General features: G+C 40.9%; 25 protein-coding genes. 21 read left to right on the forward strand and 4 right to left on the reverse strand.

What is annotated here, in order from left to right:
- Position 1 precedes the first annotated feature (1 nt).
- The 6 genes from MS6x_RS01090 to MS6x_RS01115 all read left to right on the forward strand — a co-directional run bounded on the left by MS6x_RS01090 (position 2) and on the right by MS6x_RS01115 (position 5,015).
- On the forward strand, positions 2-730 hold the full coding sequence (locus MS6x_RS01090) for a VIT1/CCC1 transporter family protein (RefSeq protein ID WP_482604906.1): 729 nt from the start codon (positions 2-4) through the stop codon (positions 728-730).
- Positions 731-746: 16 nt separating this feature from the next.
- Positions 747-2,096, forward strand: a complete 1,350-nt coding sequence (locus MS6x_RS01095) for a dicarboxylate/amino acid:cation symporter (RefSeq protein WP_482604908.1) — start codon at positions 747-749, stop codon at positions 2,094-2,096.
- Positions 2,097-2,710: 614 nt separating this feature from the next.
- Positions 2,711-3,463, forward strand: coding sequence for a GNAT family N-acetyltransferase (locus tag MS6x_RS01100; RefSeq protein ID WP_482604910.1), 753 nt, complete (start codon positions 2,711-2,713; stop codon positions 3,461-3,463).
- 401 nt (positions 3,464-3,864) lie between these two features.
- A complete protein-coding gene (locus tag MS6x_RS01105; RefSeq protein ID WP_482607123.1) occupies positions 3,865-4,032 on the forward strand; it encodes a transglutaminase-like domain-containing protein in 168 nt (55 codons plus the stop codon).
- 33 nt (positions 4,033-4,065) lie between these two features.
- A complete protein-coding gene (locus MS6x_RS01110) occupies positions 4,066-4,461 on the forward strand; it encodes a hypothetical protein (protein ID WP_482604912.1) in 396 nt (131 codons plus the stop codon).
- Between the two features lie 101 nt (positions 4,462-4,562).
- Positions 4,563-5,015 carry a BLUF domain-containing protein gene (locus tag MS6x_RS01115; protein ID WP_482604913.1) on the forward strand — a complete coding sequence of 151 codons (453 nt, stop codon included), beginning with the start codon at positions 4,563-4,565 and terminating at the stop codon, positions 5,013-5,015.
- A gap of 20 nt (positions 5,016-5,035) precedes the next feature.
- Here MS6x_RS01115 and MS6x_RS01120 read toward each other — a convergent pair whose 3' ends face one another.
- A complete protein-coding gene (locus MS6x_RS01120) occupies positions 5,036-6,169 on the reverse strand; it encodes a PAS domain-containing sensor histidine kinase (protein WP_482604915.1) in 1,134 nt (377 codons plus the stop codon).
- 505 nt (positions 6,170-6,674) lie between these two features.
- On the opposite strand from MS6x_RS01120, the gene MS6x_RS01125 reads away from it, so the two are divergent.
- From MS6x_RS01125 to MS6x_RS01185, 13 genes are all read left to right on the forward strand, one after another.
- A complete protein-coding gene (locus MS6x_RS01125; RefSeq protein WP_482604917.1) occupies positions 6,675-7,265 on the forward strand; it encodes an outer membrane beta-barrel protein in 591 nt (196 codons plus the stop codon).
- Positions 7,265-7,882: a DUF998 domain-containing protein gene (locus tag MS6x_RS01130; protein ID WP_482604919.1), complete on the forward strand. Its 618-nt coding sequence runs from the start codon at positions 7,265-7,267 to the stop codon at positions 7,880-7,882. The genes MS6x_RS01125 and MS6x_RS01130 overlap by 1 nt, the downstream gene beginning before the upstream one ends.
- A gap of 7 nt (positions 7,883-7,889) precedes the next feature.
- Positions 7,890-8,774, forward strand: a complete 885-nt coding sequence (locus MS6x_RS01135) for a hypothetical protein (protein WP_482604920.1) — start codon at positions 7,890-7,892, stop codon at positions 8,772-8,774.
- Between the two features lies 1 nt (position 8,775).
- A complete protein-coding gene (locus MS6x_RS01140) occupies positions 8,776-10,329 on the forward strand; it encodes a serine hydrolase domain-containing protein (protein WP_482604922.1) in 1,554 nt (517 codons plus the stop codon).
- Positions 10,326-11,465 carry a BamA/TamA family outer membrane protein gene (locus MS6x_RS01145; protein ID WP_482604924.1) on the forward strand — a complete coding sequence of 380 codons (1,140 nt, stop codon included), beginning with the start codon at positions 10,326-10,328 and terminating at the stop codon, positions 11,463-11,465. The genes MS6x_RS01140 and MS6x_RS01145 overlap by 4 nt, the downstream gene beginning before the upstream one ends.
- A gap of 79 nt (positions 11,466-11,544) precedes the next feature.
- Positions 11,545-12,597: a DUF6920 family protein gene (locus MS6x_RS01150; RefSeq protein WP_482604926.1), complete on the forward strand. Its 1,053-nt coding sequence runs from the start codon at positions 11,545-11,547 to the stop codon at positions 12,595-12,597.
- Between the two features lie 14 nt (positions 12,598-12,611).
- Entirely contained in the window at positions 12,612-13,031 is a 420-nt protein-coding gene (locus MS6x_RS01155; RefSeq protein WP_482604928.1) for a hypothetical protein, read from the forward strand.
- 28 nt (positions 13,032-13,059) lie between these two features.
- Positions 13,060-14,034 carry an Acg family FMN-binding oxidoreductase gene (locus tag MS6x_RS01160; RefSeq protein ID WP_482604930.1) on the forward strand — a complete coding sequence of 325 codons (975 nt, stop codon included), beginning with the start codon at positions 13,060-13,062 and terminating at the stop codon, positions 14,032-14,034.
- Between the two features lie 11 nt (positions 14,035-14,045).
- Complete coding sequence (locus MS6x_RS01165; protein ID WP_482604932.1) at positions 14,046-15,623, forward strand: serine hydrolase; 1,578 nt, start codon at positions 14,046-14,048, stop codon at positions 15,621-15,623.
- A gap of 5 nt (positions 15,624-15,628) precedes the next feature.
- The gene (locus MS6x_RS01170) at positions 15,629-16,459 is read left to right on the forward strand and encodes a CPBP family glutamic-type intramembrane protease (protein WP_482604934.1); all 831 of its coding nucleotides are present in this window, start codon (positions 15,629-15,631) and stop codon (positions 16,457-16,459) included.
- 74 nt (positions 16,460-16,533) lie between these two features.
- Positions 16,534-17,631 carry an alpha/beta fold hydrolase gene (locus MS6x_RS01175; protein ID WP_482604936.1) on the forward strand — a complete coding sequence of 366 codons (1,098 nt, stop codon included), beginning with the start codon at positions 16,534-16,536 and terminating at the stop codon, positions 17,629-17,631.
- Between the two features lie 11 nt (positions 17,632-17,642).
- Positions 17,643-18,272 carry a hypothetical protein gene (locus MS6x_RS01180; protein ID WP_482604938.1) on the forward strand — a complete coding sequence of 210 codons (630 nt, stop codon included), beginning with the start codon at positions 17,643-17,645 and terminating at the stop codon, positions 18,270-18,272.
- An 8-nt stretch (positions 18,273-18,280) separates the two neighbouring features.
- Positions 18,281-19,069 (forward strand): CPBP family intramembrane glutamic endopeptidase, encoded by a 789-nt coding sequence (locus tag MS6x_RS01185; RefSeq protein WP_482604940.1) that lies wholly within the window; start codon positions 18,281-18,283, stop codon positions 19,067-19,069.
- A gap of 323 nt (positions 19,070-19,392) precedes the next feature.
- On the opposite strand, the gene MS6x_RS01190 is transcribed toward MS6x_RS01185, so the two are convergent.
- The gene (locus MS6x_RS01190; protein ID WP_482604942.1) at positions 19,393-19,773 is read right to left on the reverse strand and encodes a response regulator transcription factor; all 381 of its coding nucleotides are present in this window, start codon (positions 19,771-19,773) and stop codon (positions 19,393-19,395) included.
- A gap of 493 nt (positions 19,774-20,266) precedes the next feature.
- Between MS6x_RS01190 and MS6x_RS01195 the strand changes: the two genes are divergently transcribed.
- Together MS6x_RS01195 and MS6x_RS01200 are read left to right on the forward strand one after the other, a co-directional pair.
- The gene (locus MS6x_RS01195; RefSeq protein ID WP_482604944.1) at positions 20,267-23,266 is read left to right on the forward strand and encodes a chemotaxis protein CheB; all 3,000 of its coding nucleotides are present in this window, start codon (positions 20,267-20,269) and stop codon (positions 23,264-23,266) included.
- Positions 23,253-24,614, forward strand: a complete 1,362-nt coding sequence (locus tag MS6x_RS01200; RefSeq protein WP_482604946.1) for a PAS domain-containing sensor histidine kinase — start codon at positions 23,253-23,255, stop codon at positions 24,612-24,614. Before MS6x_RS01195 ends, MS6x_RS01200 begins: the two co-directional genes overlap by 14 nt.
- 263 nt (positions 24,615-24,877) lie before the next feature.
- Here the strand turns inward: MS6x_RS01200 and MS6x_RS01205 are convergent, their stop codons facing one another.
- The gene (locus MS6x_RS01205) at positions 24,878-25,006 is read right to left on the reverse strand and encodes a hypothetical protein (protein WP_482604948.1); all 129 of its coding nucleotides are present in this window, start codon (positions 25,004-25,006) and stop codon (positions 24,878-24,880) included.
- Positions 25,007-25,008: 2 nt separating this feature from the next.
- Positions 25,009-25,857 (reverse strand): ATP cone domain-containing protein, encoded by an 849-nt coding sequence (locus tag MS6x_RS01210; RefSeq protein ID WP_482604950.1) that lies wholly within the window; start codon positions 25,855-25,857, stop codon positions 25,009-25,011.
- Between the last annotated feature and the right edge of the window lie 10 nt (positions 25,858-25,867).

The raw sequence follows: 25,867 nt of genomic DNA on the forward strand, positions 1-25,867 counted from the left end.
AATGGTAAAAGAAGCAGTGGAGAATAATAAGACTATAGACAACTATTTAGACAGCCATTATATACATCGCAGTAACTGGTTGAGGGCGGCAGTTCTAGGTGCAAACGATGGTATCTTGTCAACTGCAAGTATTGCCATAGGGGTCGCAGCAGCTAGTGATTCTAGAGAAACGATTATTTTGGCAACATTAGCGGGATTAGTCGCCGGTGCATTATCAATGGCAGCAGGAGAATATGTTTCGGTAAGTTCTCAAACAGATGTCGAAAAAGCGGATATTGAACGTGAAAAACAGGAATTGGAAGAAACGCCAGAAATCGAGTTGAAAATACTAGCACAGATTTACGAAAAAAGAGGCCTGAAAAAAGAAACGGCATTGACCGTAGCAAAAGAATTAACGGCCTATGATGTACTCGGTGCACATGTACGTGACGAACTGGGCATAAACGAAATGAGCCAAGCTAAACCAATACAGGCTGCATTTGCTTCAGGAGCGGCATTTACCGTTGGAGGAATATTGCCTCTAATAGTCGTTTTCTTTTTGCCTTTAAAAAATATGGAGTACGCGCTTTATGGTTTTGCGCTATTCTTCCTAATCGCACTAGGAGCGTTATCTGCTAAAACAGGGGGTTCAAGTATTACTAAAGCTATTTTAAGAATTACTTTTTGGGGAACAGTTGCAATGGGATTGACGGCTTTAGTCGGTTATATGTTCAATGTGAATGTCGGATAAATTAATACACAACACCATGATAGAATTCAGACCGCTCAATACCCTATCGGTTCATTTAGATCGCCTTATAAAAGGTCGTCTATGGCTCAAGGTAATTATCGGTCTAGTTTTGGGAGCGGGAATCGGAGTGCTACTTAATCCATCCATTGGGCTACTTTCAGAGAATAGTAGTTTGCGCCTTGCCGATTGGCTTGACCTGCCTGGTCAAATTTTTATGCGATTGGTACAAATGATCATGATCCCATTGATATTCACATCAATTATTACGGGAATTGTGAGTAACACATCGGAGAATCTTAAAACCTTCGGCCTTCGGCTAATTTTATATTTTATTTTCACTACTACTATTGCCATCTCGATAGGCTTGATCGTAACGTTTATTTTGAAACCCGGCCAATATATTTTTAAGCTTGGAGGATTTCCAAATAGTGGCGAAAGTCTAATAACACCCGATGAGCAAACCAACCTTATGGAGGATATTCCAAATGCAATATCGAATCTCATCCCTAATAATCCGTTGGAGGCCATTTTGACGGGAGAAATGTTAGGCGTAGTGATTTTCACCATCATTATCGGTGTGGCAATTACACAACTCCGTCAAGAAACGGCAAAACCTATCATCCGTTTTTCGGAAGCCATTCAAAAAATCTGTATGATTATAGTATCGTGGGCTATGATGCTCGTGCCCTATGCTGTATTTGGCTTGATGGCAGCCTTGTTATCCAGGACAAGCATTCAAATATTCCTTGGCTTGGGTTACTATATGGTCGTAGTTGTGCTGGGTCTGATGATATTATTAATATTCTATATGGTGGTGGCCTTGGTCGTAACCGTGAAAAACCCCTTCAAGTTCTTGAAGGCGATAAGGGAACCATTACTATTGGCATTTTCTACCGCCAGTTCAGCAGCCGTTATGCCGCTTTCGATGAAAACAGCTGATGAAAAATTAGGGGTTTCCTCAAATATCAGTGATTTTGTCATCCCGGTCGGTGCCACTATCAATATGGACGGAACTGCGTTATTCCAATGCGTAACAACTTTATTTCTGGCCCAGGCCTATGGCATTGAATTGTCCATCATGAGCCTTCTATTGATTACGTTTACCGTTGTGGCCGCCTCCATAGGAACACCGGCCATTCCAGGAGGTGGAGTTATTGTTCTTGCATCGGTATTACAGAGCACCGGAATTCCCATTGATGGGCTTATCGTGATAATAGGAATAGACCGTATTTTGGGAATGTTTAGAACTGCGGTCAATGTGACGGGTGATCTGACGGCATGCATAGTGTTCGATAAATTTTATGGGACCAAATCAAATACTGAAACATTAGCGGACAGTTCGCAAACTGCATTGAATAGTCATTAGCAAAGCTCATCGAAATCTTTTTTTTTAAAAACTCCTTGAAACCAACAAATAAAAGGACTTGGCTCATTACTTTAACTTATTCCAAAAAAGAGCTGATTTAAGAAACTCATATATGACTAAAATCATTCTATTTATTTTGTACCTCTTGTATACTCAAATTGTCCCGTAAAACGTCAATTAACGAAACCACTAAAAAAGACCAAGTTTGGGACACCTTAGCGAAATAAAAATGGCGTCGCCCAAACTGTCCCTTAAATCTGCCGTGGCCGTAGAAGAACTCTTAATATCCATAAAACGTGGGAGTTTTAGAGTTAATCAATAAATAACTACAACTGTAAATCAATTAGTTATGATTTTGTAAAGTGATTTTTTTTGTCCATTAAGTCTTTTTGGTAGTTGCGCAACGGCCACTGTCGTTTTTTGAAACTACTTTTTACTACAAAAGCTTAAGTTCGTTTTAGCAATAAAATAGAAACAAGCCTACTACTACGTTTACAATTATTGTAGTACATTTTGAGGAACATCAGAACTAGCAATAAAAATCATTGTAGTAGTTGATAATTATCATAGTAAAAAAGGTACTTCATTTTTACTTTTAAGCAAAACCTAGAACAATGGAAATTCTAAAACTAACGGAAAAAAATATCCAAGATGAACATATTTGTTGTGCTATAAGTGACAAAAAATGTGCTGACGGATACCAAAAGAAAAAGGATTGGCTAAAAACCGAATTTAAGAACGGTTACAACTTTCAAAAAGTAGATGTTCGCGGAAAAGTATTTATTGAATATGTGCCGATTGATAGCTCTTGGCTTCCGCTTGTTGGAAACAACTTTATGGTAATTAATTGTTTTTGGGTTTCGGGACAATTCAAAGGTCACGGAAACGGAAAAAGACTACTTGAACAATGTATAAAAGATGCAAAAGAAAATGGAATGGACGGAATAGTTGCTATTTCGAGCGATAAAAAAAGACCTTTTATGACCGACCCAAAATTTCTTAATTATCAAGGATTTGAAATTGTTGACGAGGCACCACCATATTTCAAATTATGGGGATTTAAGATAAATCAGAAAGCTGAAACCCCAAAAATAAAGGAATCTGCAAAATCCGGAACTTGTCCTGATAAAAAAGGAATTACAGCATATTATTCAAATACTTGTCCTTTTACAGATTATTACACGAATCAAGTTCTCAGAGATTATGCAGAAAAAAAGAAAGTACCATTAACCATAAAGCATATTTCAAGTAAAGAAGATGGACATAAAATGCCGATTCCTTGGATTATAAATAGTGTTTTCTACAAAGGACAATTAGTGGGTTTGGAAATGAAAGTTGAACGACATTTGGAAAAACTGATTGGATAAAAAACGCACTACAACAACGTATCCTATGAAAGGCCCTAGTCCAGTTCTCTAAAGTCGCAATTTCTGCAATCACTAGGTTTGGTAATGTAAAAGGAACCATTTAAGAAATTTCCACTACCTCTTAAATCAGTTTGATTAAGTCGCCGTCTTAAGGAACTCAGATGTGATCAAAATGATAGTAATCATTTTATGCCAATTGTAAATTTGGATTGGCTCAATAGAAGTGTATGGCACGGTAGAAAAAAAGTGTTTTCAAAACAAAAATAACCCGTTCAAATATGAAAAACATAGTCAGGACCGAGGAGTATCTCGAACCCAAGGACTTAGTGGATATCGATAATCCATTGGTTGGAAAAAAGGTTAAGGAACTTGCTGATAATATCACTTAGGATTTAGAAAAGATAAAGCAAATATATCATTATCTTCGTGATGAAATCCCCTACACTTTCACGCACAATCTTCAAAAAGCGTCCGATGTTCTGAAAGTAAAGGTTGGACAATGCAACACAAAAACTACCCTTTCGGTAGCATTATTAAGAGCTATGGGAACACCTGCACGGTTTCATTGAGGTAGTTTATCAAAATCTCTGTTTAAAATTATTATGCCGAAATGGGCCTATCCGTTAACTCCTGAGAAGATTCCCGGTCATTATTGGATAGAGGTTTTTATCAATGATAGATGGACCGCCATAGAAATTGTGCTGGAATTAATGCTCTATGAAGAGATCCAGCGTAAAATACAGCAAGGCGACAAAGTAAGATCAATCGGATGTGGTCTATCGAGAGATACGTTCCAGAAAGAATGGGACGGAGAGTCGGATATATTGATGCAAGAGGGAGCACTACTCCAACATGTCGGAAAATTTGGTAATGCCGATGAATATTTGGCAAAAAGTGAATCGTTTTTAAACCCAATCAAGTATTGGATCAAAAACAGAGTCGTAAAACACTGTATGAAAACGAATTTCAACATGTTAAGGAAGTTTAACCACTCATAAAGAATGAAATGACGATGAAAGATTATTTAATCGGACTGATCGATATCATTCTTTGATAGCATCTTTAGTATAAAATTTGATATCCAAATCCATATCCCATTATGTTCGAGTTAATTTACAGTTCAATTGCGTCGGCGACCCTTGACGAAGATGATCTCCTAGCAATTCAAAAAGAATCGGAAAATGTCAACCCAAGCAACAATATTACCGGTTGCCTTTTTTACCGAGGGGACAAGTTCGTAGGTATTTTGGAAGGCAGCGAGAATAATGTAAAAAGTCTTTTCTCAAAAATTGAAAGGAGCGATAAACATAGTAAAATCTCAATTTTGGCCAAAGGTCCTATTAAGGTAAGGGAGTTCGACCAATGGAACCTTATATCCGCCAATCGTTGCAGGAACGGAACGGTTAATACAGAGGACGGCCTGTTGGTCAAGAATATTTTAGGTCTTGCCGAACTTTCTGAAAAGCGCACCTACGGATCAAGGGTGTTTTGGTATGCCGTTAAGCAAATCTTAAGGGAGACGAAGCCACATCAGGAAAACATAGATGATTGAGGTAATACGCCATGAATAATTTATGAAAGAGGAATCTCCACCGTAAACGTGGTGCCCTGCCCTACCTTGCTTAGAAGACTTATTTTCCCGCCCATCAGATTTAGATAGCGTTTTACAATAGTAAGCCCCAGACCGGTGCCGTTTATTTCAATGGCATTGCTTGCGCGAAAAAATCGTGAGAACATCCTATGCTGCTCTTCCTCGGGGATACCTATGCCATTATCGATTACTTCAAGAATCAATTTGCCATCATGGTTTTGTGTTATCAATTTCACGATGGTATCTTCCGGGGAATACTTGAGCGCATTTGACAAAAGGTTCAATAGAATGTTCCGTGTCATATTCGAATCGGTCCGGACTTCGCCATCCCCAATGTGTTCGTGAACCAACCTTTGATTTTCTTTAGCCCAGGGCCTTACCTCTTTGAGCACGTCTTCGATGTATTCGCCGAGCTCTATCTTCTCGATGTTCAAACGAACCTCTCCCGATTCCATTTTTTCAAGCGATAGAAAGTCATCAAGGATGGTGATAAGATTACTTACTGAACCTTGGATCCGTTTAAAATGTTTTTCCTGTTTATCCACAACCCCCTTCTCATGGTATCGTTTGAGCAGGTCAACGGACGATTTAATTGCGGACAGAGGTGTTCGGAATTCGTGGGAGGCCATGGATACAAAGCGTGATTTCATCTCACTCAGCTGGTGTTCCTTTTGTAAGGCCTCTCTAAGCTCGACCGTTCGCTGTTCTACGGTCTGTTCAAGCTTAGTGGTATAATTCTTTCTATCCGTAATATCGATTATCAAGGCCATTACATAAGTGATACCTTTAATCTGGAATGGATTCAGGCCCGCTTCCACCGGAAATTCCGTACCATCTCTCCGTACTCCATAAAGCTCGCGACCTCTTCCCATCTGGCGCTTTTCGCTCCTGTCCATGAACTTGTTGAAATGTCCACTGTGACCGCCATGATACTTTTTGGGAATCAGGGTATTCAATGGCTTTCCAACAAGAGCGTCATGTGAATACCCGAATAACTCGTTCGTCGCTTTATTGGTCGCTACGATAATCTGTTCATGGTTTACCACAATAATGCCTTCGGAGATAGCATCCGACAATATTCCGATAAGACCAGTATTTTGTTTAAAAGCCTCCATATGCACAATTAAAAATTCAAAACTTTTCTCAATCAGAATGCAAAAAAACTAGGCAATACGGTTAACATACCGTTAAGTACAAAAATGGATTTCCCGAGTTCTTTAATTCAAAAATGTAAGTAATCACAAAAAGCCAAATACAACAGGACCGGTTTGAGGTCAGGTTAAGCATTATGTATAGATTTGGTAACACCTAATACGCAAAATACTAAAAAGATGAATACCGAAATTACTTACAAGACCTCTTAACATTTAATTAATGTACGGGTAAATACTGTTAAATGATTATAATGGAGATTCTTTTGAAAATTTATAATTTATAAATGTAAAGGAACGATGTTTAAGAGCAATGCTCATTTTCAAAACTGGTTATGTAAGACCGCTTTCCGTGTGCAACAAAAAAAATACTTAACTAGTTTTAGATCTATAGTATGTATATGATTTTCGTCATTTTATTTAAAATGGCCGAACTATACTTTTGAATAAAATATAAAATCAAATTATTATGAGAACTATTCAAAAAAGTATTATCGGAATTTCACTTTTATTATTTTCCTTCACAGCAATAGCACAAGACAAATGGTCTGCTGAACTCCGTCCTGGAATAAATTTCGCTACCTCGGATTTGGGGGATGCTGAGTTGAAAACAGGTTTTGGTGCCGAATTGGCCATCGGTTATCGTTTTATGCCCCATTTAGGTGCTTACGTCGGTTGGGGTTGGAACCAATTCAAATCCGATGGCGCATCTTTTGCCGGAACCGGAGACACGGATTTTGAGGAAACTGGCTATACCTTCGGGTTACAGTTCATCCATCCTTTGGGCACCTCTGAAAATTTGTCCTACCTGATTAGGTTAGGAGGAATATATAACCATATCGAAGTAGAGAACGCTGCAGGGGATATAACCGCAGATTCAGGCCATGGACTCGGTTGGGAAATTGGTGCAGGCCTTAACGTAGGCCTTGGCAGTAACTGGCATTTGCGTCCGCAAGTCGGGTATCGCGCCCTTTCTAGGGATATCGAAATCGGAACAACAAATACCGATGTTGACCTGAACTATGTCGCCGTGGGAGTCGGAATAGCAAAAGTATTCTAATGGAAATAGGGAATAACAGCCCTCTACAGTTTGGAGGGCTTTTGGCGTTCCTTGCGGGTTTCGTCATTTTCATGGGAATCATTACGGGAGAAATTTATTATCCCGAGGGTTACAATACCGCTATAAACGATATTAGTGATCTGGGCAGTACACGTCCGCCCGATAGTATTATCCACCAACCATCGGCGACCATTTTCAATACCACGATGTTGGTAGCGGGCTTGTTGCTCTGTGCTTCGAACTGGCCGGTGTACCGTCATTTTAGAAAACTTTGGTTTACCATACCTTATGTTCTTTTTGCGATCGGGGTACTCGGTGTGGGGGTGTTTCCGGGAAATATTGCGCCCTATCACGGTATATTTTCCCTACTCACTTTTGTCATGGGGAGTTTTACCTGTATTCTCGGTTTTACGATATTAAAAAAGCCATTTGCCATTATCGGGATTCCCATTGGAGTTATGTCTTTGATTTTTCTGTTCGGAGCCTCATATTTTATTCCCTTTTGGGGTAGCGGCGGTACGGAACGGTGGGTGGCTTACCCTATCGTTATTTGGTTGATCGGGTTCGGCGGGTATTTGATGGCAGGTAAACAAAAGAATCAGAGACTAACAGATTGATAACTATATGAAACCGAAAAAATCAATTATTTGGCTGGGAATACTGATTATAGCGCTCACGTTGATTGCTACCATTAGTCCGCTTTTTATAATGGACCAAAGGGAGTTTTACAGCTTTATGACGCTTCGGGGAGAGGAGGTATTAATCTTTGGCGAGGGTCTTTACAAGTATGATTCCGTTTTCGCTGCAAGTGGCTACAAGGGGCAAGATTATGTAACCCTCTTTTTGGGGATTCCTCTTTTATCGATTGCATTATTTTTCTACAACAAAGGATCCTTAAAAGGCGGTTTGTTGTTATTGGCGGTCATTTCATTTTTTCTTTATGTGTATGCTTCTATGAGCTTAGGAGCCTCTTACAATGGACTCTTCATGATCTATGTACTCCTTTTTTCAGCCAGTTTCTTTTGTTTTATGCTGCTGTTTGCCAATACAAAACTGGAAGCTTTACCGACTAGAATCCAAAATACACTTCCCAGAACTTTTCCGGCCTTTTATTTATTTCTATGTGGTGTAGTTACCCTTGTCGTTTGGTCAGTACCACTTGTTTTTTCCGCAGTGCAGGGAACTCCACCAAACTTGTTGGACCACTATACAACGATGGTTACGGACGCGCTTGATCTGGCCATCATTACGCCATCCACTTTTTTTGCGGGTTGGCTTGTTTTAAAACGTAACCTGCTGGGGTATCAAATGGTATTTCCGTTGATCGGGATACTATTTTTTCTGTTGCCCGTGATTTCTTTGAGTACTTACATCCAGATGGTCAATGGTATTTCGTATTCCACGGGCGAGATAATTGGCCCTATTTCTGGATTTTTAGTATTGGCCCTTTTTGGAATATGGGTTTTGTGGTCTATTTTAAGGAAACTGCCGAATAAATTCTCAAATTGATATGCGGACCAAAAAAAGAATAACGACAAATTTCATAATCAGAGAGTTCTATGCCTCCTTGGTTATGTTGATGCTCTTTTTCGTTTTGATGCTATTTGGTTCCTGTCACTCTACGAACGAAAAAATCGATAAAAATATTCCGTTAGAAGCGTTTACTGCACGACTTGACCAACGCATTCCCGTACTGATGAAAACCTACGACATTCCAGGGGTAAACATTGCCCTTATTCAAAAGGGAAAAACCGTTTGGTCAAAAGCATACGATTATGCCGATCTGGAAAATGGACGAAAAATGACCACGGATACCTATTGCCGTGTGGAATCTATTTCAAAATCGGTTACGGCTTGGGGCGTACTGAAATTGGTACAAGAGGGAAAAGTTGTACTTGACGCACCTATAAAACAATACCTAAAAAGTTGGTCATTTCCCGAATCGGAATTTTATACGGATATTATAACCGTAAGGCAATTGCTAAGCCAAACCTCAGGCTTGCCATTGGGCACAATTGGCGTGCGTTACGCCCCAACTGAAAATCGGCCTACCTTAAAGCAAAGTCTTTCCAAGGACGCTATTCCGTTTCAAGAGACCGGTAAATCCTTTTCCTATTCCAACACAGGGTTCAATCTCTTGGAGCTTTTGATAGAAGAGGTTACAGGGCAAGATTTTTCGGACTATATGCAAGAAGAGATTCTGAACTCACTCGGCATGCACCATTCCAGTTTTGAGTGGAGCGAAACCTTTAATCCACCTGTTCCCTTTGGGTACGATAAAAAGGGCTACCCGATTCCCGTTTATGTGTATCCCGATAAAGCGGCGGGCGGACTTTTTTCGACCGTTGGGGATATCGCCACTTTCGTTACTGCTGGCATGACCGATTTTTCAAATATGGGACTTGAGGTACTTAACACACAAAATGTCGAGAAACTCTATACTCCCGAAATTGAACTATCCGGTTATTACGGGCTTGTTTTCGATTCGTATGGATTGGGACACTTTATCGAACGGTTGCCAAATGGAGAAAAAGCGGTTTCCCATGGTGGTCAGGGCTCGGGCTGGATGACGCATTTTCATTCCGTTCCCGAAACGGGCGACGGTATCGTTATCTTGACCAACAGTCAGCGCAGTTGGCCGTTTTTCGCCCATATTTTAAGTGATTGGGCCGAATGGAACGGATTTGAATCCATCGGAATGGGCAACATCGTTTTAGGTACAAAATTGCTTTGGATTTTTATTGGGTTACTATTCCTGCCGGTACTTTGGCAAGGATATCGATTGGGAAAAGGAATGGCTTCCGGTCAGCACAGTTTTAAACCCTTTTCTGCAAATAGTCGAGGAGTTCGATTGGTGCAAATGGGGTTCTCTCTTATGTTGCTTTTGACACTAGTATGGAGCCTGAACCAAGACTATTTCTTTTTGAACTCCGTGTTTCCGATAGCTTCCCCGTGGTTGGGAGTTTCCATTTTTTTACTCGCAGTTGTTCTGCTGTTGTTGGCATTATTTCCTAAAGTTAGGAAGAAACCTGAATTTAAGAATGGCAAAAGTGTTGCGTTATGAGAACAAAAAGAGAAATAAAACTAAAACTAAAAATCTTACCGACGGTTTTGGGGCTGTTACTTTGTTTTTACGGGAATGCCCAAGAAGTTATTACCGAAAAAAAATCGGATACATCTTCATCCTATAAAACAAAATATACACCGTTGCCATTCGTGGCCTATTCGCCCGATACCCGTTTGATGTTCGGCGGTTTTGTACTAAAACAGTTTAAACCAAATGGTGCAGGAGAAGAAACCCGCCCATCGAATATTCAGTTAAACGCCACCTATACTTGGAACAACCAATTTGTGGTTTCCACCTTATATACCATTCTGTTTCCCGAAGAGCGTTGGATTTACAAGGGGGAAATCGGCTATAAAAAATTCCCGAAAAACTATTGGGGTATAGGGCCGAACACTTTGGAAACGGATGAACTACAGGTCAATTTTCAGAATATAAAAGTAAAACAGAGTCTTCTTGGTAAGATTGCCGAAGATACGTACATCGGCCCACAGCTACATTTCGGTTATATGTACGACCTAAGTTTTGAAAATCAGGATGATGAACCCATTGCGCCGCCTTTGGTAACAGGCTCCGAAGGCAGTACCAATATAGGTTTGGGGGCCATCTTTAATTTCGACAAACGGGACAATGTGTTAACACCTACCAAAAACCACTATGTGGAACTTTCGGCCTTGTGCTATCCGACCTTTTTAGGAAGTGAATTCGGCTTTCAAAGCTATAGAATCGATGCCCGAAAATATGTTAGCCTTAGACCTTCTGGCAAGGAAGTATTGGCCTTTCAATCGCTAATGGTATTCACTAATGGCGACGTGCCATTCGAGGAGTTGGGCTTTATCGGTGGGGAAATCATCAATCGCGGGTATTTCGAAGGCCGTTTGCGCGACAAGCACAGCATTCAGGCGCAAGCAGAGTATCGACGGGTCATAGCCGGTCGTTTTGGAGCAGCGGCCTTTGGTGCTTTGGGCAATGTAATGCCCAAATTAGGCGATTTGGCCCTCGACAGCACTAAATGGACAGTTGGCGCAGGGCTGCGTTACAATGTAAACAAAACGGACCCGACCTACATAAGAATTGATTACGGATTTGGAAAAGAAACCTCCGGACTATACGTAACCTTTGGGGAGGCTTTTTAAAATATAGTAGAACTTAAAGACAGAAAATTATGCGAATCGTATTTATACTAGTTCTTTTATCCATGGCCTTATCCATTTTATGGGTTTCGCCAAAGCCTTCGATTTTGGAAATATGGCCCAGTTTACCAAGGAAATCTCAAAGCCTATGGGTTTGCTTTGGTTGCTTACCGGTCTGCTTTTTGTCGTATCGGGCGTCCTGTATATGATGAAAAAGGAAACTTGGCCGATACTCGCCATTATAGCAGTGGTTGTATCGCAGATCTTGATTTTTATGGTCTGGAAGGACGCTAAATTCGGTACGATCGCCAATGTTATCATTCTATTGGTCGGAATTGTAGGCTTGGGCCATTTTAAGTTCCATAGAATGGTTCAAAAAGAAACGGATGCGCTTTTGCAAACTATTCAAATCAAGGACACCGGCGTGATTACCTTAAGCGAGATTTCTCATCTTCCAGAAATCGTTCAAAAATGGATGCGAAATTCAGGAGTTATTGGTAAAGAAAAAATTCTTTCCGTCCGTTTAAAACAAAAGGGGGGAATGAAGACCAAGCCCGAAGGTAAATGGATGCCCTTTACTGCAGAACAATATTTTAATGTAGAAAACCCTGCGTTCGTTTGGACCACGGAAGTGGATTTCATGCCAGTGGTCAACATGGCCGGAAGGGATAAATTGATTGATGGCAAAGGCGAAATGCTTATCAAATTGGCAAATGTGATTCCGGTTGTGGATGAGGGTAACAACGAAAAAATAAATTCCGGCGCCATGCTCCGATATATGGGGGAAATGGTCTGGTTTCCGTCGGCTGCGCTGAACGATTATATAAAATGGGAAGCTATAGATACAAATGCTGCCAAGGCCACTTTTACCTTGAACGGAAAATCGGTTTCGGGGATTTATACATTTTCCGATGAGGGAAATTTCAAATCCTTTGAAGCGGATCGCTATTATGGAGGTAAAAAAGACTCAAAACTTGAAAAATGGAAAATAATAGCATCTGATTACAAAGAATTCAACGGTATTAAAATCCCAGATAAATGCAGCGTCACCTGGAAACTAAAGGAAGGCGATTTCAATTGGTTGAACCTTGAAATAACGGAGTTGGAATATAACACAACAGAGCAATATGAATAATCGAAATCAACGTCATGAACAATAAATTATTAAGACCATTGGCAATTACATTCGCAATAAGCGGTCTTTGGGATACTGTTGCCGGAGTGATGTATCTTTTTTTCATCGGCATTGGACGCAAAATCCATGATCCAACTATAGATCCATTCTTTTCAATAGTTCTCGGGTCGTTCTTTCTCTGCTTTGCATACCTACAGTTTTTTTCAGCGTTGAACATCAAGCGTTATGCCTTTACTATAGGCTGCTTAATTTTTGGAAGAGCGTTTTACGTAATTCTACTGTATAGCTATATGGGTTTTGTCAATGATTTTCCGTCAACATTCTGGTTTACGGGCATTATTGACAGCCTTTTTATACTCCTCTATATCGTATTTGCTTTTCAAGGTGGCCTGAACCTTCGTGATTTATTTCTTCCTAAAATAGAAAGTAAATGATAGAACAACTTTTTATAATATCGACCTTATGAAAACACCATCGGAAATAGAAAAAATCTTGGAATACGCAACAAAAGCACCTTCTGGGCATAATACACAACCTTGGAAATTTCTTATAAAGAAGGATGAAATTCAAATTCATCCTGATTTTAATAGGGCTTTACCAATCGTCGATCCGGATAACCATGCCCTTTACATCAGTCTGGGATGTGCTGTTGAAAATGCTGTTTTAGCAGCAAAGAATTACGGATTTTCTTCAAATATAGAAATAGCTGAGAACAATGAAGTAGCTGATTTTATTGCCATTAAGCTGCGGAAAGACAAAACCATTGAAATTAATGATCTGTTCAACTATATTGATAACAGACAAGTGACACGGAATGAATATTCCAACAGCACGGTTCCATCCGAAGACTTAAAACTTTTACTTGAATCCACTGATTTTGAAGGAGTACATGCCTTGATTTTTACGGATTCAAAGGCTATTAGTGAACTCGAACCTTTTATTATTGAAGGGAGCAATCTTCAGTTCCAAAATAAGGATTTTGTCAATGAATTGGTGTCCTGGATTCGGTTTTCTAAAAAAGAAGTCGAAGAAAAGCGGGACGGAATATGGCATGCCAGTATGGGAATGCCCGGTGCCGGAAGATTTGTTGGAAATATCATCATGAAGAAATTTGTTTCAGCGAAAAGTGAGGCCGCACGTTGGAAGAAACAGATTAAAGCCTCTGCTGGTTTTGTGCTGTTCACGGTAGAAAAAAATGATGTGGAACATTGGGTCAACCTCGGAAGGGCTTTTCAACGTTTTGGTTTAACAGCTACAAAACTCAATATCAATCATGCCCATGTAAATATGCCATGTGAAGAGCTTTCGGTAAGAAAAAAAATGGCAGCTCATTTCAAACTTAAAAATGAACATCCATTACTACTTATCCGTTTTGGTTACTCCGATAAAGTGCCTTATTCCTATAGGAGAAGGGTTGAAGATATTGTAATCGATTAAACGAGTTTATTATGAAAACATTGAATGTGGAATTATTTGTGCTGTGCTGTATACTTCTTTTCGCATCCTGTTCGCAACAAAACAAACGTTCCGAAACTGAAAATATACCGGAAATTGAAGATGTTTTGAATCGGTATGTAGCCATGAACAATACCCTCGACGCCCAGGGAATCGCAAACTGTATTTCTGATAGCGAACAGTTCTTCTGGCTAGAAGATGGCACTAAGCAATATTCCGATAAAGCTTCACTTGTTGATGACTTAATGGCCTTTTTGCCCAATGTGAAATCTATGGACTTTCATGTAACCAAAAAAGACATCCGATCATTAAATGACGAGTATGCTACGCTATTTGCCGAATATGAAAAGGGTTTTTCTATGGTTTCCGGCGAAACTATCCGGTTTAACGGTGTTATGAGTATGGTCCTGATCAAAGAAAACACCGAATGGAAGTTTTTACAAGGCCATAGTTCGCATAAAAAATCATTGGAAACCTACCAACAATTAAGTCAGGAGCTACATAACGAACTCGATGCCATAGTGAAACAGCACAATTTACCCGGCTTGACTTTTTCGGTCATTTTTGATGACGGTTATCAGATCGATTTGGCTTCCGGATATAGCGATATAGAAAAGAAAACACTCATGAAAACCAACAGCAGGATGCTGGCGGGTAGCATAGGGAAAATGGTCGTGAGCGCCCTGGCCCTAAAATTGGTTCAGGATAACAAATTGAAACTGGAAGATAAAGCCCTGAACTATCTCGACGATAAACCATGGTTCAAATCATTTCCAAACTATTCGGAAATTAAAATCATTAACCTACTGAACCATACCAGTGGCTTGCCCGACTACCTGTACGAACCTGAATTTCTAGAAGCGTTCATAAAAGCCCCCAAGCAAAATATACTTCCGGAAGACAATATTCAGTCCGTCGCCAACAAAGCTGCCGTTCATCCTGTTGGTGAAGGCTGGTCTTATTCGGATACGAACTATATTATTCTGGGTTTGATCATTGAAAAAGTTACCGCAGCAGAATTATACGATGTATTGGAAAAAGAATTTTTAACGCCATTACGGTTAACATTGACCGACCCTTCAAATAAACTGGAACTAAATAATCTGGCACAGGGTTATATTGGCAGCAAAAATGTGTTTCAACTGCCACAAAAAGTTTTAGATGACGATGGCTTGTTGGTTTTAAATCCGGCTATTGAATGGGCGGGAGGCGGATTCATATCCAACCCTTCGGATCTGGTTCGATTTGTAAAATATATACAAGAGAGCGACTACCTAAATCAAGATAGCAAAGCATTGCTGCGTTCCCCTGTAAGTTTAATAACAGGATTGCCCAATCATGAAGGGTATGGCCTTGGCACTTTTGTTTTCAATAAAATGGAGGATACCATGTATGGGCATGGCGGATTTTTCCCAGGCTATCTCTCCTATGTCGAATATGCCCTAAAAAGGAAATATGCCATCGCAATTCAGATTAATACGGATGATGGGGAATTAAAGGATTTGCAGCAATATATCAATCGATTGGAAGAAATTATCAATGAACGATTAAATAAAACCAATTTAAACTAGACGCAATGGAAATCATTAAAAACTACACCTATAAACCCCTAAAATACTATTCCTTAACCATTTTGCTGACGTGGCTATCGTTGTTTTCTGCTGCCTATTGCAGCCATACCGAAGGGTTGGAACAGTATATGGTCATCTGTCTGCTTCCTAGTTTATTGCTTCCCTTTATTGTAGCCCTATTTATGATATACGGTTCTAAAAGCGACGAGCTAAAAAATGATTTCAAACACAGGATTTTTAATCTAAAAAACATAAAGCCTAAGTATTGGTTGGCCATTCTGTTTATTATGCCCATGGTGGTTTTATTAGCGACAGCGGTTTCACTACTATTTGGGCAATCTACTGAACAATTTGATTTATCAAGCAGTTTTAAGGTCATGAGCGGAGCAGCATTTTTAAGTGTGGCCATCCTTATTTTGGCACCAACTTTTGAAGAACTGGGTTGGCGGGGTTATGGAGTGGATAGTTTGTTGAAAGGGCGTTCTCTCTTAAAGGCATCATTGCTATTCGCCTTGTTATGGGGTTTGTGGCATGTTCCCTTATTTTTTATAAAGGGCTATTATCATTTTGAAATTTTACAGAAAGACCCAATTTTTGCTTTGAACTTTTTTATTGCCCTAGTTCCTGCCGCTATCCTAAGTAATTGGATTTTCTATAAAAACGGAAGAAGTATCATTGCCATAATCATCTTTCATTTTATACTCAATTTATCATCGACCCTGTTTCAGACGGAGCAGTTTACTAAATGTATTATTACGATTGTGCTGCTGCTGGTTTCCGTATTGCTGATCAGGAAAAATAAACTATTCTTTACGGATAAGCGGACATTCCAATAGGCTGCAACTTGGGTTCAATAAATCCCAAAATTTAATGGAAATAGGATGAAGAATTCAAAAATAAAATAAAAAGAATGTTGATATTGATTCTCTCCATAGTGCTGGGTGTACTACTCATCTTAATTGTCCTATTGGTTATATACAGCCCAGGAAAACCTGAACCCTTTTTAGATAAAAACGGAAAGGTTTCGGAAGGAAGTATTTCAGAAAAGACCTTTGTAAATATCGGGGGCATACGGCAGGGAATGTTCATCAAGGGCAAGAACAAAGATAACCCTGTGCTGCTCTACCTACATGGTGGCATACCCGATTACTTCCTTACACGGAAGTACCCGACCAGGCTGGAAGACTATTTTACTGTGGTTTGGTGGGAACAGCGTGGCTCAGGGCTATCGTACACTACCAAAATACCCGCCGAGACCATGAATCTTGGACAATTAATATCCGACACGAAAGAGGTAACAAATTATTTGCGCAACCGTTTTGGTAAGGAAAAGATTTACCTCATGGGGCGTTCGGGGGGCACTTTCTTCGGTATCCAAGTGGCAGCGCAAGCACCGGAACTATACCATGCCTATATCGGGATTGGCCAGATGTCCGACCAATTAACATCGGAACGATTGTCCTATCAACATATCCTAAAGCAATACAAGGATAAGGAGAACCGGAAAATGGTGCAAAGACTGGAAACTTCACCTGTTACCGACGACATTCCTAATGGATACCTTAAGCTTCGCGACAGGGCAATGCACAGTCTAGGAATTGGTACCACACGTGATATGGAGTCTGTTTTGACCGGTATGTTCATACCATCACTGACCTGCAAGGAATACACGTTAAAGGAAAAATTTAATTTATGGCGGGGAAAAGCCCAATCGGGGGTCCACCCCCTTTGGGATACGATCATTACTACGGATTTAGCCGAACAGGAGAATGAAGTAAACATTCCGATTTATTTTTTTCACGGGATAGATGACCATACCGTTTCGTACACCTTGGCAAAGCATTATTTTGAAGTGCTTCAGGCACCGGTAAAAGGGTTTTATACTTTCCGTAATTCAGCACATAGCCCACATTTTGAAGAACCGGAGCGGGTAAAGGAGATTATTAAAAAGGACGTTTTAAAGGGGGAAACGGATTTAGCGGATATTTTAGGAATTAAAGAACCATAATATGTAGAGCGATGAATACAACTATCTATAAAATAGGCTTTCGCGCAGGAATTATTGCATTCAGTGCAAATGCATTGTTTGTGATAGCCCAAACCTTACAACTTCTGAGAGTGCTGACCTATCCCTACGATGAAATCCTTATCTATGGGTTTTCCCTATGCATCGTCATTCCTTTTATACTTGAAATATTGGCACTCCATTACGTAACACCGGACGATAAAAAATTCTGGAGCCATGCCGCATTGATCTTTACGGTGATCTACTCCATATTCGTGACTGCTAACTACGTGGTGCAGTTGGCAACGGTAATACCCATGACCCTAAAGGGAACAGCCGGCGGAATCGAGTTCCTGAGACAGACCCCACACTCCATGTTCTGGGATTATGATGCCATCGGTTATATCTCTATGGGAGTGGCTTCGGTATTGGTACTACCACTCTTTAAAAAACAGGGATTTGACAAGTGGGTGCGCTTCGCATTTTTGGCGAATGCCCTGGTAACACCCTTGATAGCCTTTGTGTATTTCTATCCTGAGTTTTCTGAGCGATTGTTGCTTTTGGCCATTCCCTGGACGATTACCGCTCCGTTGATGATGTTACTCCTTGCTATATGGTTTAAAAAGAACAAGCATAAAATCTAAGAAAATTTATGGAAAGGCCATTCTCGTTACGTATTTATTTTGGTTTGGTAGTGCTGCTTTCATGGCCCTTTCAAATTGCTTATATCTTCTTTGGCGAGAATTATAGGCCGATTTTACTGGTGTCCATGATTATGGTGGCCGTGGCGACTTTCATTTGTGGAAAATGGGTTTTTAAGGACGGATTCCAAAACGCAGGGTGGAGCTGGGGAAAGCCAAAGCATTATTTCTATGTACTGCTATTGGCGTTGTTGCTGTGGTGGTTTCCCAGCCTTATTGAGCGATGGTCAGGTTGGTATTCGGGAAAGGGTACCGACATGTCAACTATTGCCATTACCTTCTCCTATAGTTTTTTGATTACGATTATTCCGGCTTTTAGCGAAGAATTTGGATGGCGCGGCTATTTGCTACCGAGATTACTGAAAAAACGTCCTTATAGAAAAGCGCTCTTACTACATGGACTCATTACATGGATTTGGCATTTGCCGTTTGTGTTCGTCATGGGCATTGATGCTGGAAATAATCCTTGGGTCGATGTACCAATCGTTCTTGCGATCAGTTTAATTCCTACAATCCTGCACGCCGTTGTCTTTGCCTTCATCTGGTCTAGAACGGCAAGTTTAGCTGTTTCCACATTTTACCATGTTTGTTTCGATGAAATTCGGGATACTTTAGAAAATACAATAGGTCTTGGAAATCTTGGGCAGAATTGGCAGATGTTGGTATTGACCGTTCTTGGGATTTGGCTTCTTTGGAAAGGGGAATGGAAGTTCAATAATACCCAGAAAGCGCGAAATTGAAATAATCCAAATAAAAGAGTTCTCGCCAAAACTTTTTCTAGGGTAAATCATATTGATATAGAATGTTCAGCCCAGCAGGAGTTTCGTAAAACGAACAACTCAGTAGACTCCATTAAATATCTAAACTGGTTTCATAAAGTGGCCTTTTATAAAAGATACTTGTATCGATATTTCCTTATACTTTTAATTGGTGATACAGAATCATATCTTGTGTCGCTAGCACGTGTGAATGACTTAAAACGGATTTGAATTGAATTGGTAAAAATTCCTGACAAATTTTAGAAAGGAACGAAACCAATAATCTCTAGGCGACCATCGCTATTTCACTTTAACTGTTTTTTCTTGTTCAGGCATTTTTCAATAGATAATAAAAGCTCAGGGAGCTCGAAGGGCTTGGTCAAATAACCATCGGCCCCGGCATCCATTCCCATCTTAATATCAATTATTTCTGATTTAGCACTGAAGAAAACAAAAGGGATTTTTTTGAGATCTGAACGTTGTCCTAGGTATTTGAGCAAAGTAAAACCATCCATCTCCGGCATACGGAGGTCGCACAGGATCAAATCCGGTGTTTGAAGCTTGATTTTTTCCAACCCTGTTTTGCCATTGGAAGCGGTAAAGGTTGAATACCCTTCCAGTTCCAGTAGTTCGGCAGTATTTTCCCGAATGCTCCTATCATCTTCAATAATCAAAATCAGACTCATAGTAATGGGACGGTTAAACAAATTAAGGATAAGAAAGATACAAAAATATCCAATATCCCAATTCGTGTGCTGTGGGAATAATAATTCCAAAATTTGGAGGAAAGACCTTAGGACGTTGCTTTTTCAAAATGAATACCCAAAATCTTTCGAATCCAGTATGTCCTTCTCTCTCATACGACAGAAGGAATTGATACGTTGGAATCGGTCCATTCAACAATATCTGATGAACACAAAAAACCCTTTGTGCTGATGAATATCATTTTACGCGATTAAAATCCAATGTATTTTTAGGATTGCATATAACCGTTTGGCCCATCCTGGTTTTGGAAAACAGTATCCTTTCGATATGATAGGGACGGCAAATGAAAGTACTTCCTACAAAGATCAACGACCTTGATCGGTTCGCCAAAGCATGTATTTCTTCATGCAAGGCTAATCAGGTGCTTTTCTTTACATTTGTTTATGACCACTTAATTGATATGAACCGATCGTAATGGCTAAAAGAAAAACATCGACAACCAAGGCACCTGCTAAAAAGGTACCCGCAAAAAAGGCAGCGGTAAAGAAAAGTACAAAATCAACAGGCACTGAAAATAAATTCTTGATCGTGGGCATTGGAGCATCGGCAGGGGGATTGGAAGCCTTCAAAGAATTTTTCGAGGGCATGCCAAAAGACCCCAACATGGCATTTGTACTTGTACAGCATTTAGATCCTACCCATAAGAGTTTGATGGTCGACCTGCTAAAAAAACATACTAGAATGGAAGTGTCCGAGGTAAAGGACAAAACGACCGTTCAACCTGACCACGTTTATGTCATTCCGCCGAACAAGGATATGGCCATCTACGACGGTGCCCTGCACTTGATGGATCCCACCAAGGCGAGAGGTTTTCGAAAACCTATTGATTTCTTCCTGCGATCATTGGCACAGGACCAAAATGAAAGAGCGGTAGGGATCATTTTATCGGGCACGGGAACCGAGGGTACCTTGAGCCTAAAGGATATTAAAGGCCATGGCGGGCTCTCAATAGTCCAGGATCCCAAGACCGCCAAATATGATGGCATGCCTAGAAGTGCCATTGCCGCTGGGGCCGAAGATTTTGTGCTTTCCATCAAAGAAATGCCAAAAATGCTGCTCGAATACGGCAAGAACCGAAAGTTCAAGGTGGAGGAAAAACCGACAAAGCTCGATACCGCGAAGGATCTTTTGGAAAAAATTTTCATCATGCTCCGAAACGAAACGGGCTGTAACTTCGGGGATTATAAAAGCAGTACGGTTATCCGAAGGATAGATAAACGCATGGCGCTGAACCAAATCGACAAGTTGGAGAACTATGTAAAGTACCTTCAAAAGAACCGGGAGGAAGTCATAAAACTGTTCAACGAACTACTGATCGGCGTGACCAGTTTTTTTCGTGATAAGGAAGCTTATGATGCGTTACAGAAATCCGTTATTCCGCAGATTTTGGATTCAAAGAAAGACGGGGATACCATCCGAATTTGGGTACCTGGCTGTTCCTCGGGCGAGGAAGCCTATTCTTTGGCCATCCTTTTTGATGAGGCGATCCGTAAGCAGTCCAAAACCGTTAAAGTGCAGATCTTCGCTTCGGATATTGACGGCAAGGCCATTGACTTTGCACGGCAGGGCATTTATCCGGAAACCATTGTCGCCGATATAAACGAGGAACGTCTCTCCCGTTATTTTTTGGGCGACAAGACAAGTTATAGAATCAAGAAGGAGATCCGTGACCAGATTGTCTTCGCCGAGCATAACCTGATCAAGGATCCCCCGTTTTCAAAACAGGATCTGGTAAGCTGTAGAAACCTGCTGATCTATCTGAACCTGACCGCACAAAAAAGGGTCTTTGCCATTTTTCATTACGCCCTAAAACCCGAGGGCATCCTGTTTTTGGGTAGCTCGGAATCATTGGGGGAGTTTGCCAATATGTTCGAAGCGATGGACCGAAAGCATAAAATATTCAGGCACAAGAACGTGGCGCCGACAAAAATGCCCGATATCGGGGAGTTATTTCGAGAGCCGGGCGTCATCAAGACCATCAACCAGCCCGATCTTAAAATACGGACCAAGGAAAATTTTTCAGGAAAAATCGAACGCCTGCTCTTGGCCAATTATGCGCCCGCATGTGCAATAATCAATATCGAAGGCGATGCCGTATATTTTTCCGGAAATACGGGAAAATACCTACAACCGTCGCCCGGAGAGGCGAAGCTGAATATTGTGGAGATGGCGCGAAAAGGACTCAAGACCGACCTGCGTGCCCTTATCTCAAAAGGACGGAAAAGCAAGCAATCCGAAGTCCGTAAAGGCATTGTTATACAGACCAATGGAAGTTCGCAGACGATAGACCTTAGGGTCTCCCCATTGGAACCGAACGGCAACCATGAAGGTTTTCTTATGATTACCTTTGAGGATAGACCAGCTGTAAAGGATACTCCTTCTGAAATTCAGCCTTCCCATGCAAACGAGGTCTCCGAACTACACGCCCTTGAACAGGAGCTGACCGCCACTAAGGAATATTTGCGCTCCACCATTGAAGAGTTGGAGGTTTCCAACGAGGAGCTTAAATCCTCGAACGAAGAACTGCAATCAGGCAACGAAGAATTGCAGAGTACCAACGAGGAAATGGAAACCTCAAAAGAAGAGCTGCAAAGCGTGAACGAAGAGATCGTTACCGTAAACACCGAACTACAAGGTAAGATAGATGAACTTGCACAGGCCTATGACGATATGAGCAATTTGTTGGCAAGCACCGAGATCGGTACTGTCTTTCTCGATACCGAGTTGAAGATCAAACGGTTTACGCCCCAGATGGGCAATATCATCAATCTGATACAGAGCGATGTAGGCCGACCCATAGCGCATTTATCCTCCAACCTGATCGACAATGGGTTTGCCCGGAACGTCAAGCAAGTTTTGAACACGTTGGTGTCCTATTCGGAGGCCGTTAAGGACAAAGACGGTACCTGGTACAAAATGCAGATCATGCCCTACCGCACTTCCCAAAACGTAATCGAAGGCGTAGTCATAACGTTTGTCGACATTTCCGATGAAAAACGACTGGCGGAAGAGCTGGAACAATCCAAGAAAAAGTACGAAGAACTGCTCGAAATGACCAAAACGGTAGTGTATACCCAAAATAATAACTTAGTATACACCAGTATTGCAAGTATCCATTCTGATTTTCAATTCAGTAACATGATCGGGAAATCGGATACCGATTTTTTCTCAAAGGAAGATACCAAGGTCCTTGAGGGCATAAAGAATAAGGTTATCAAGACCAAAAAACCAATGCGGCAAGTGATTTCCCTTACCATTGCCGGGAGTGAACATTTTTTTGATTTGATGGTGCGCCCGGTAGAACATGATGGGAAAATTACCGGTATCGCCTGTGCCTCGATAGACGTTACCGAACTATCGGAAATTGAAAAAGAATTAGCAAAATTGAAAAAAGAAGGAAATGGTAACCGATAAATCGAAAAAGGGCGATCTACGCGCAAGGGCGGAAGCGCAGGTCAAAAAATTTCCAGATCGGCAAGGCGACCTTTCTAGCGAAAAGGCCAAGACACTCTTACACGAACTGGACGTACATCAGATAGAGCTGGAGATGCAAAACCAAGAACTTCGAGAAGCCCAGCACCGTTTGGAGGAAGCACGCGACCAGTATACCGACCTCTTCGATTTTGCTCCTGTGGGCTACTTATTGCTCAACCAAAAAGGAGTCATTGTCAATCTCAACCTGACCGCTTGTTCAATGCTGGGAATAGAACGTGCGCGCTTGATCCGCAAACCGTTTTCGGCCTATATGACACAAGGGGAATCCAGCATCTTTTTTCTTAAACTGCGCGAGGCATTTAAAACGGGGCTCTTACCCTCTTTTGAACTTCGGATAAAGCGTAACGGTAATAAGGACTTTGCCACCCTTGTTCATGGTACCGTAGCCATTGAAGGTGATCAAAGTGATCAGATCTGTCGTTTGGCCATGCAAGATATAACGGAACTCAGGGAAATGGAAGACCTGCAGAAGCACCACGAAGATCTACAAAAGGAAAAGGACTTTGTGGAGCGGCAAAACGAAAAATTGGAAGCGGAGGTCTTGGCACGTACCAAAGAAATAAGCGATGCGCTGGAATCTGAAAGGCACATCAACAAAATGAAAAGTGACTTTATATCCATCGCTTCCCACGAACTGCGAACCCCCTTTACCATTATCATGTCATCGGCCATTCTTATCGAAAAGCATAAAAATATGGGTCGCTACGAGAGAATAGACCCGCATATTGCACGCATCAAGTCGTCGATCAAAAACTTTACGACCATCCTGGATGATTTTCTTTCCCTCGAAAAATTGGAAAAAGGGCATGTAAGGGTCAAAAAGGAAACTTTTGACATCACCGAATTCATGCGGGCCATTTCCGAAGAAATGGAAGGCTTGCTCAAAACTGGCCAAGATATACAATATGACCATGACGGAAAGGCCCTGGTACAGCAAGACAAGAAAATATTGCACAACATATTCGTGAACCTATTGACCAATGCCATTAAATATTCTGAAACCGATGTGACAATAAGTACCAAAAATAGGAACGGAGTATTGACCGTTACGGTGAGGGACAGGGGCATAGGTATTCCCGAAGAAGAGCAGGAACATGTATTCAAACGTTTTTTCAGGGCCGGAAATGTCAAGGATTTTCAGGGTACGGGGCTAGGCCTAAGTATCGTTGAACGCTATTTGGAACTTTTGGGCGGAACCATTGATTTTAACAGCGAGCTGAACAAAGGTAGTACGTTTACAATTAGAGTTCAAGAAAATAACGTATAATCTATTAATTCGTAAGTGTTGGCGTACAGGTTATTGCAAGATTAGAGTATATTTTTTACACAAATCAACTATTACCTTAAAAAAACCTTTTTTCGGCACTATTTATATTTAGTCTTGTGGATTTAATCCTTGGTTAAACTTTTCTTTTTAAAATAGCACTACCCTATTTAGGTAACAACTGCACATTTTAAAATAATACAGATTTTTATTTAGCGCCCCAGCATACGAATCTCAGCAGGTTACCAAAAATATTTGGATTTTTTTTAAATTATCAGCAACAAATGATTTCTTGAAAGCGTCCTAAAGAGGGTCTGTACGCCACGGGCATCATATTTTTGAAGCTTTCCTTTTTTGAGGTCTCCATTGGTCTGGGGGTTATTTTCGTTTTCCATAGTTATAAATTTGTCCTACATAATTGGCCTACTTCGGAAATTACTTTCTTAACTCGACCGGAAGTCAGGTTCAGTTCGTTCAAATAATGCGACTTGATACCAAGTTCCTTAACCAGAATGATATCTTTCTCGATCAAGCGTTCCTTTTCTTTTTTGGTCAAGGTCGTAAGTGCGGTAATCGGATATAGATGGTACGCATCGATATTCGATTTCATGCCGTTGTCCTTTGGATAATCCCAACCCAAAAGCGTCAGCCCGATGCATTTTCCATAGTTTATGGCATCCGATGTAAAGCGGGTATTGGTTACCAGCCAACCCTGTTTTAGATGTGTCTTGTTCTGTGGGTCGGAGTTCCATTGCTTCTGTACGTCCAAAAACCTTGAATTGATGTACAAGGGCACTTTTACATTGCTGGCCGTGTTGGGGTCGGAATGGAACTTACATTCAATGGCATAGGTGTTGCCGTCCTTTTCGGCCAGAACATCTATTTCATGGGTCACACATTCGCCGTTCAAAATTACGCTTACCTTGGTTTGGAACCCTTTTTCCTTTAACAGTGCGCCGACCAAACGTTCGAAGGGATAGCCCGTTGGACCCAGATCTAAAATGGCCCTTTTCAAGTTGTATTTTGAAGCATACACCCGGTTGTATTTCTTTAAAAGTGGAAAGACTTTTTTATGGATTTCCTCGGATGAAATGCCATCGTATACTTTTGGTGCTATGATTTGAACGATGTTATCGATCTCATCGTTTTTCACGCCACAATTCGTTAGGGATTCCTTCAGCTTTTCTATGGAAAATGGTTCCAGGTCCCCGGAATTCTTTTTGATGTTAACTTGGTCTTTGCTCATGTCTTTTTCA

It is taken from the genome of Maribacter sp. MS6 (assembly GCF_056839185.1).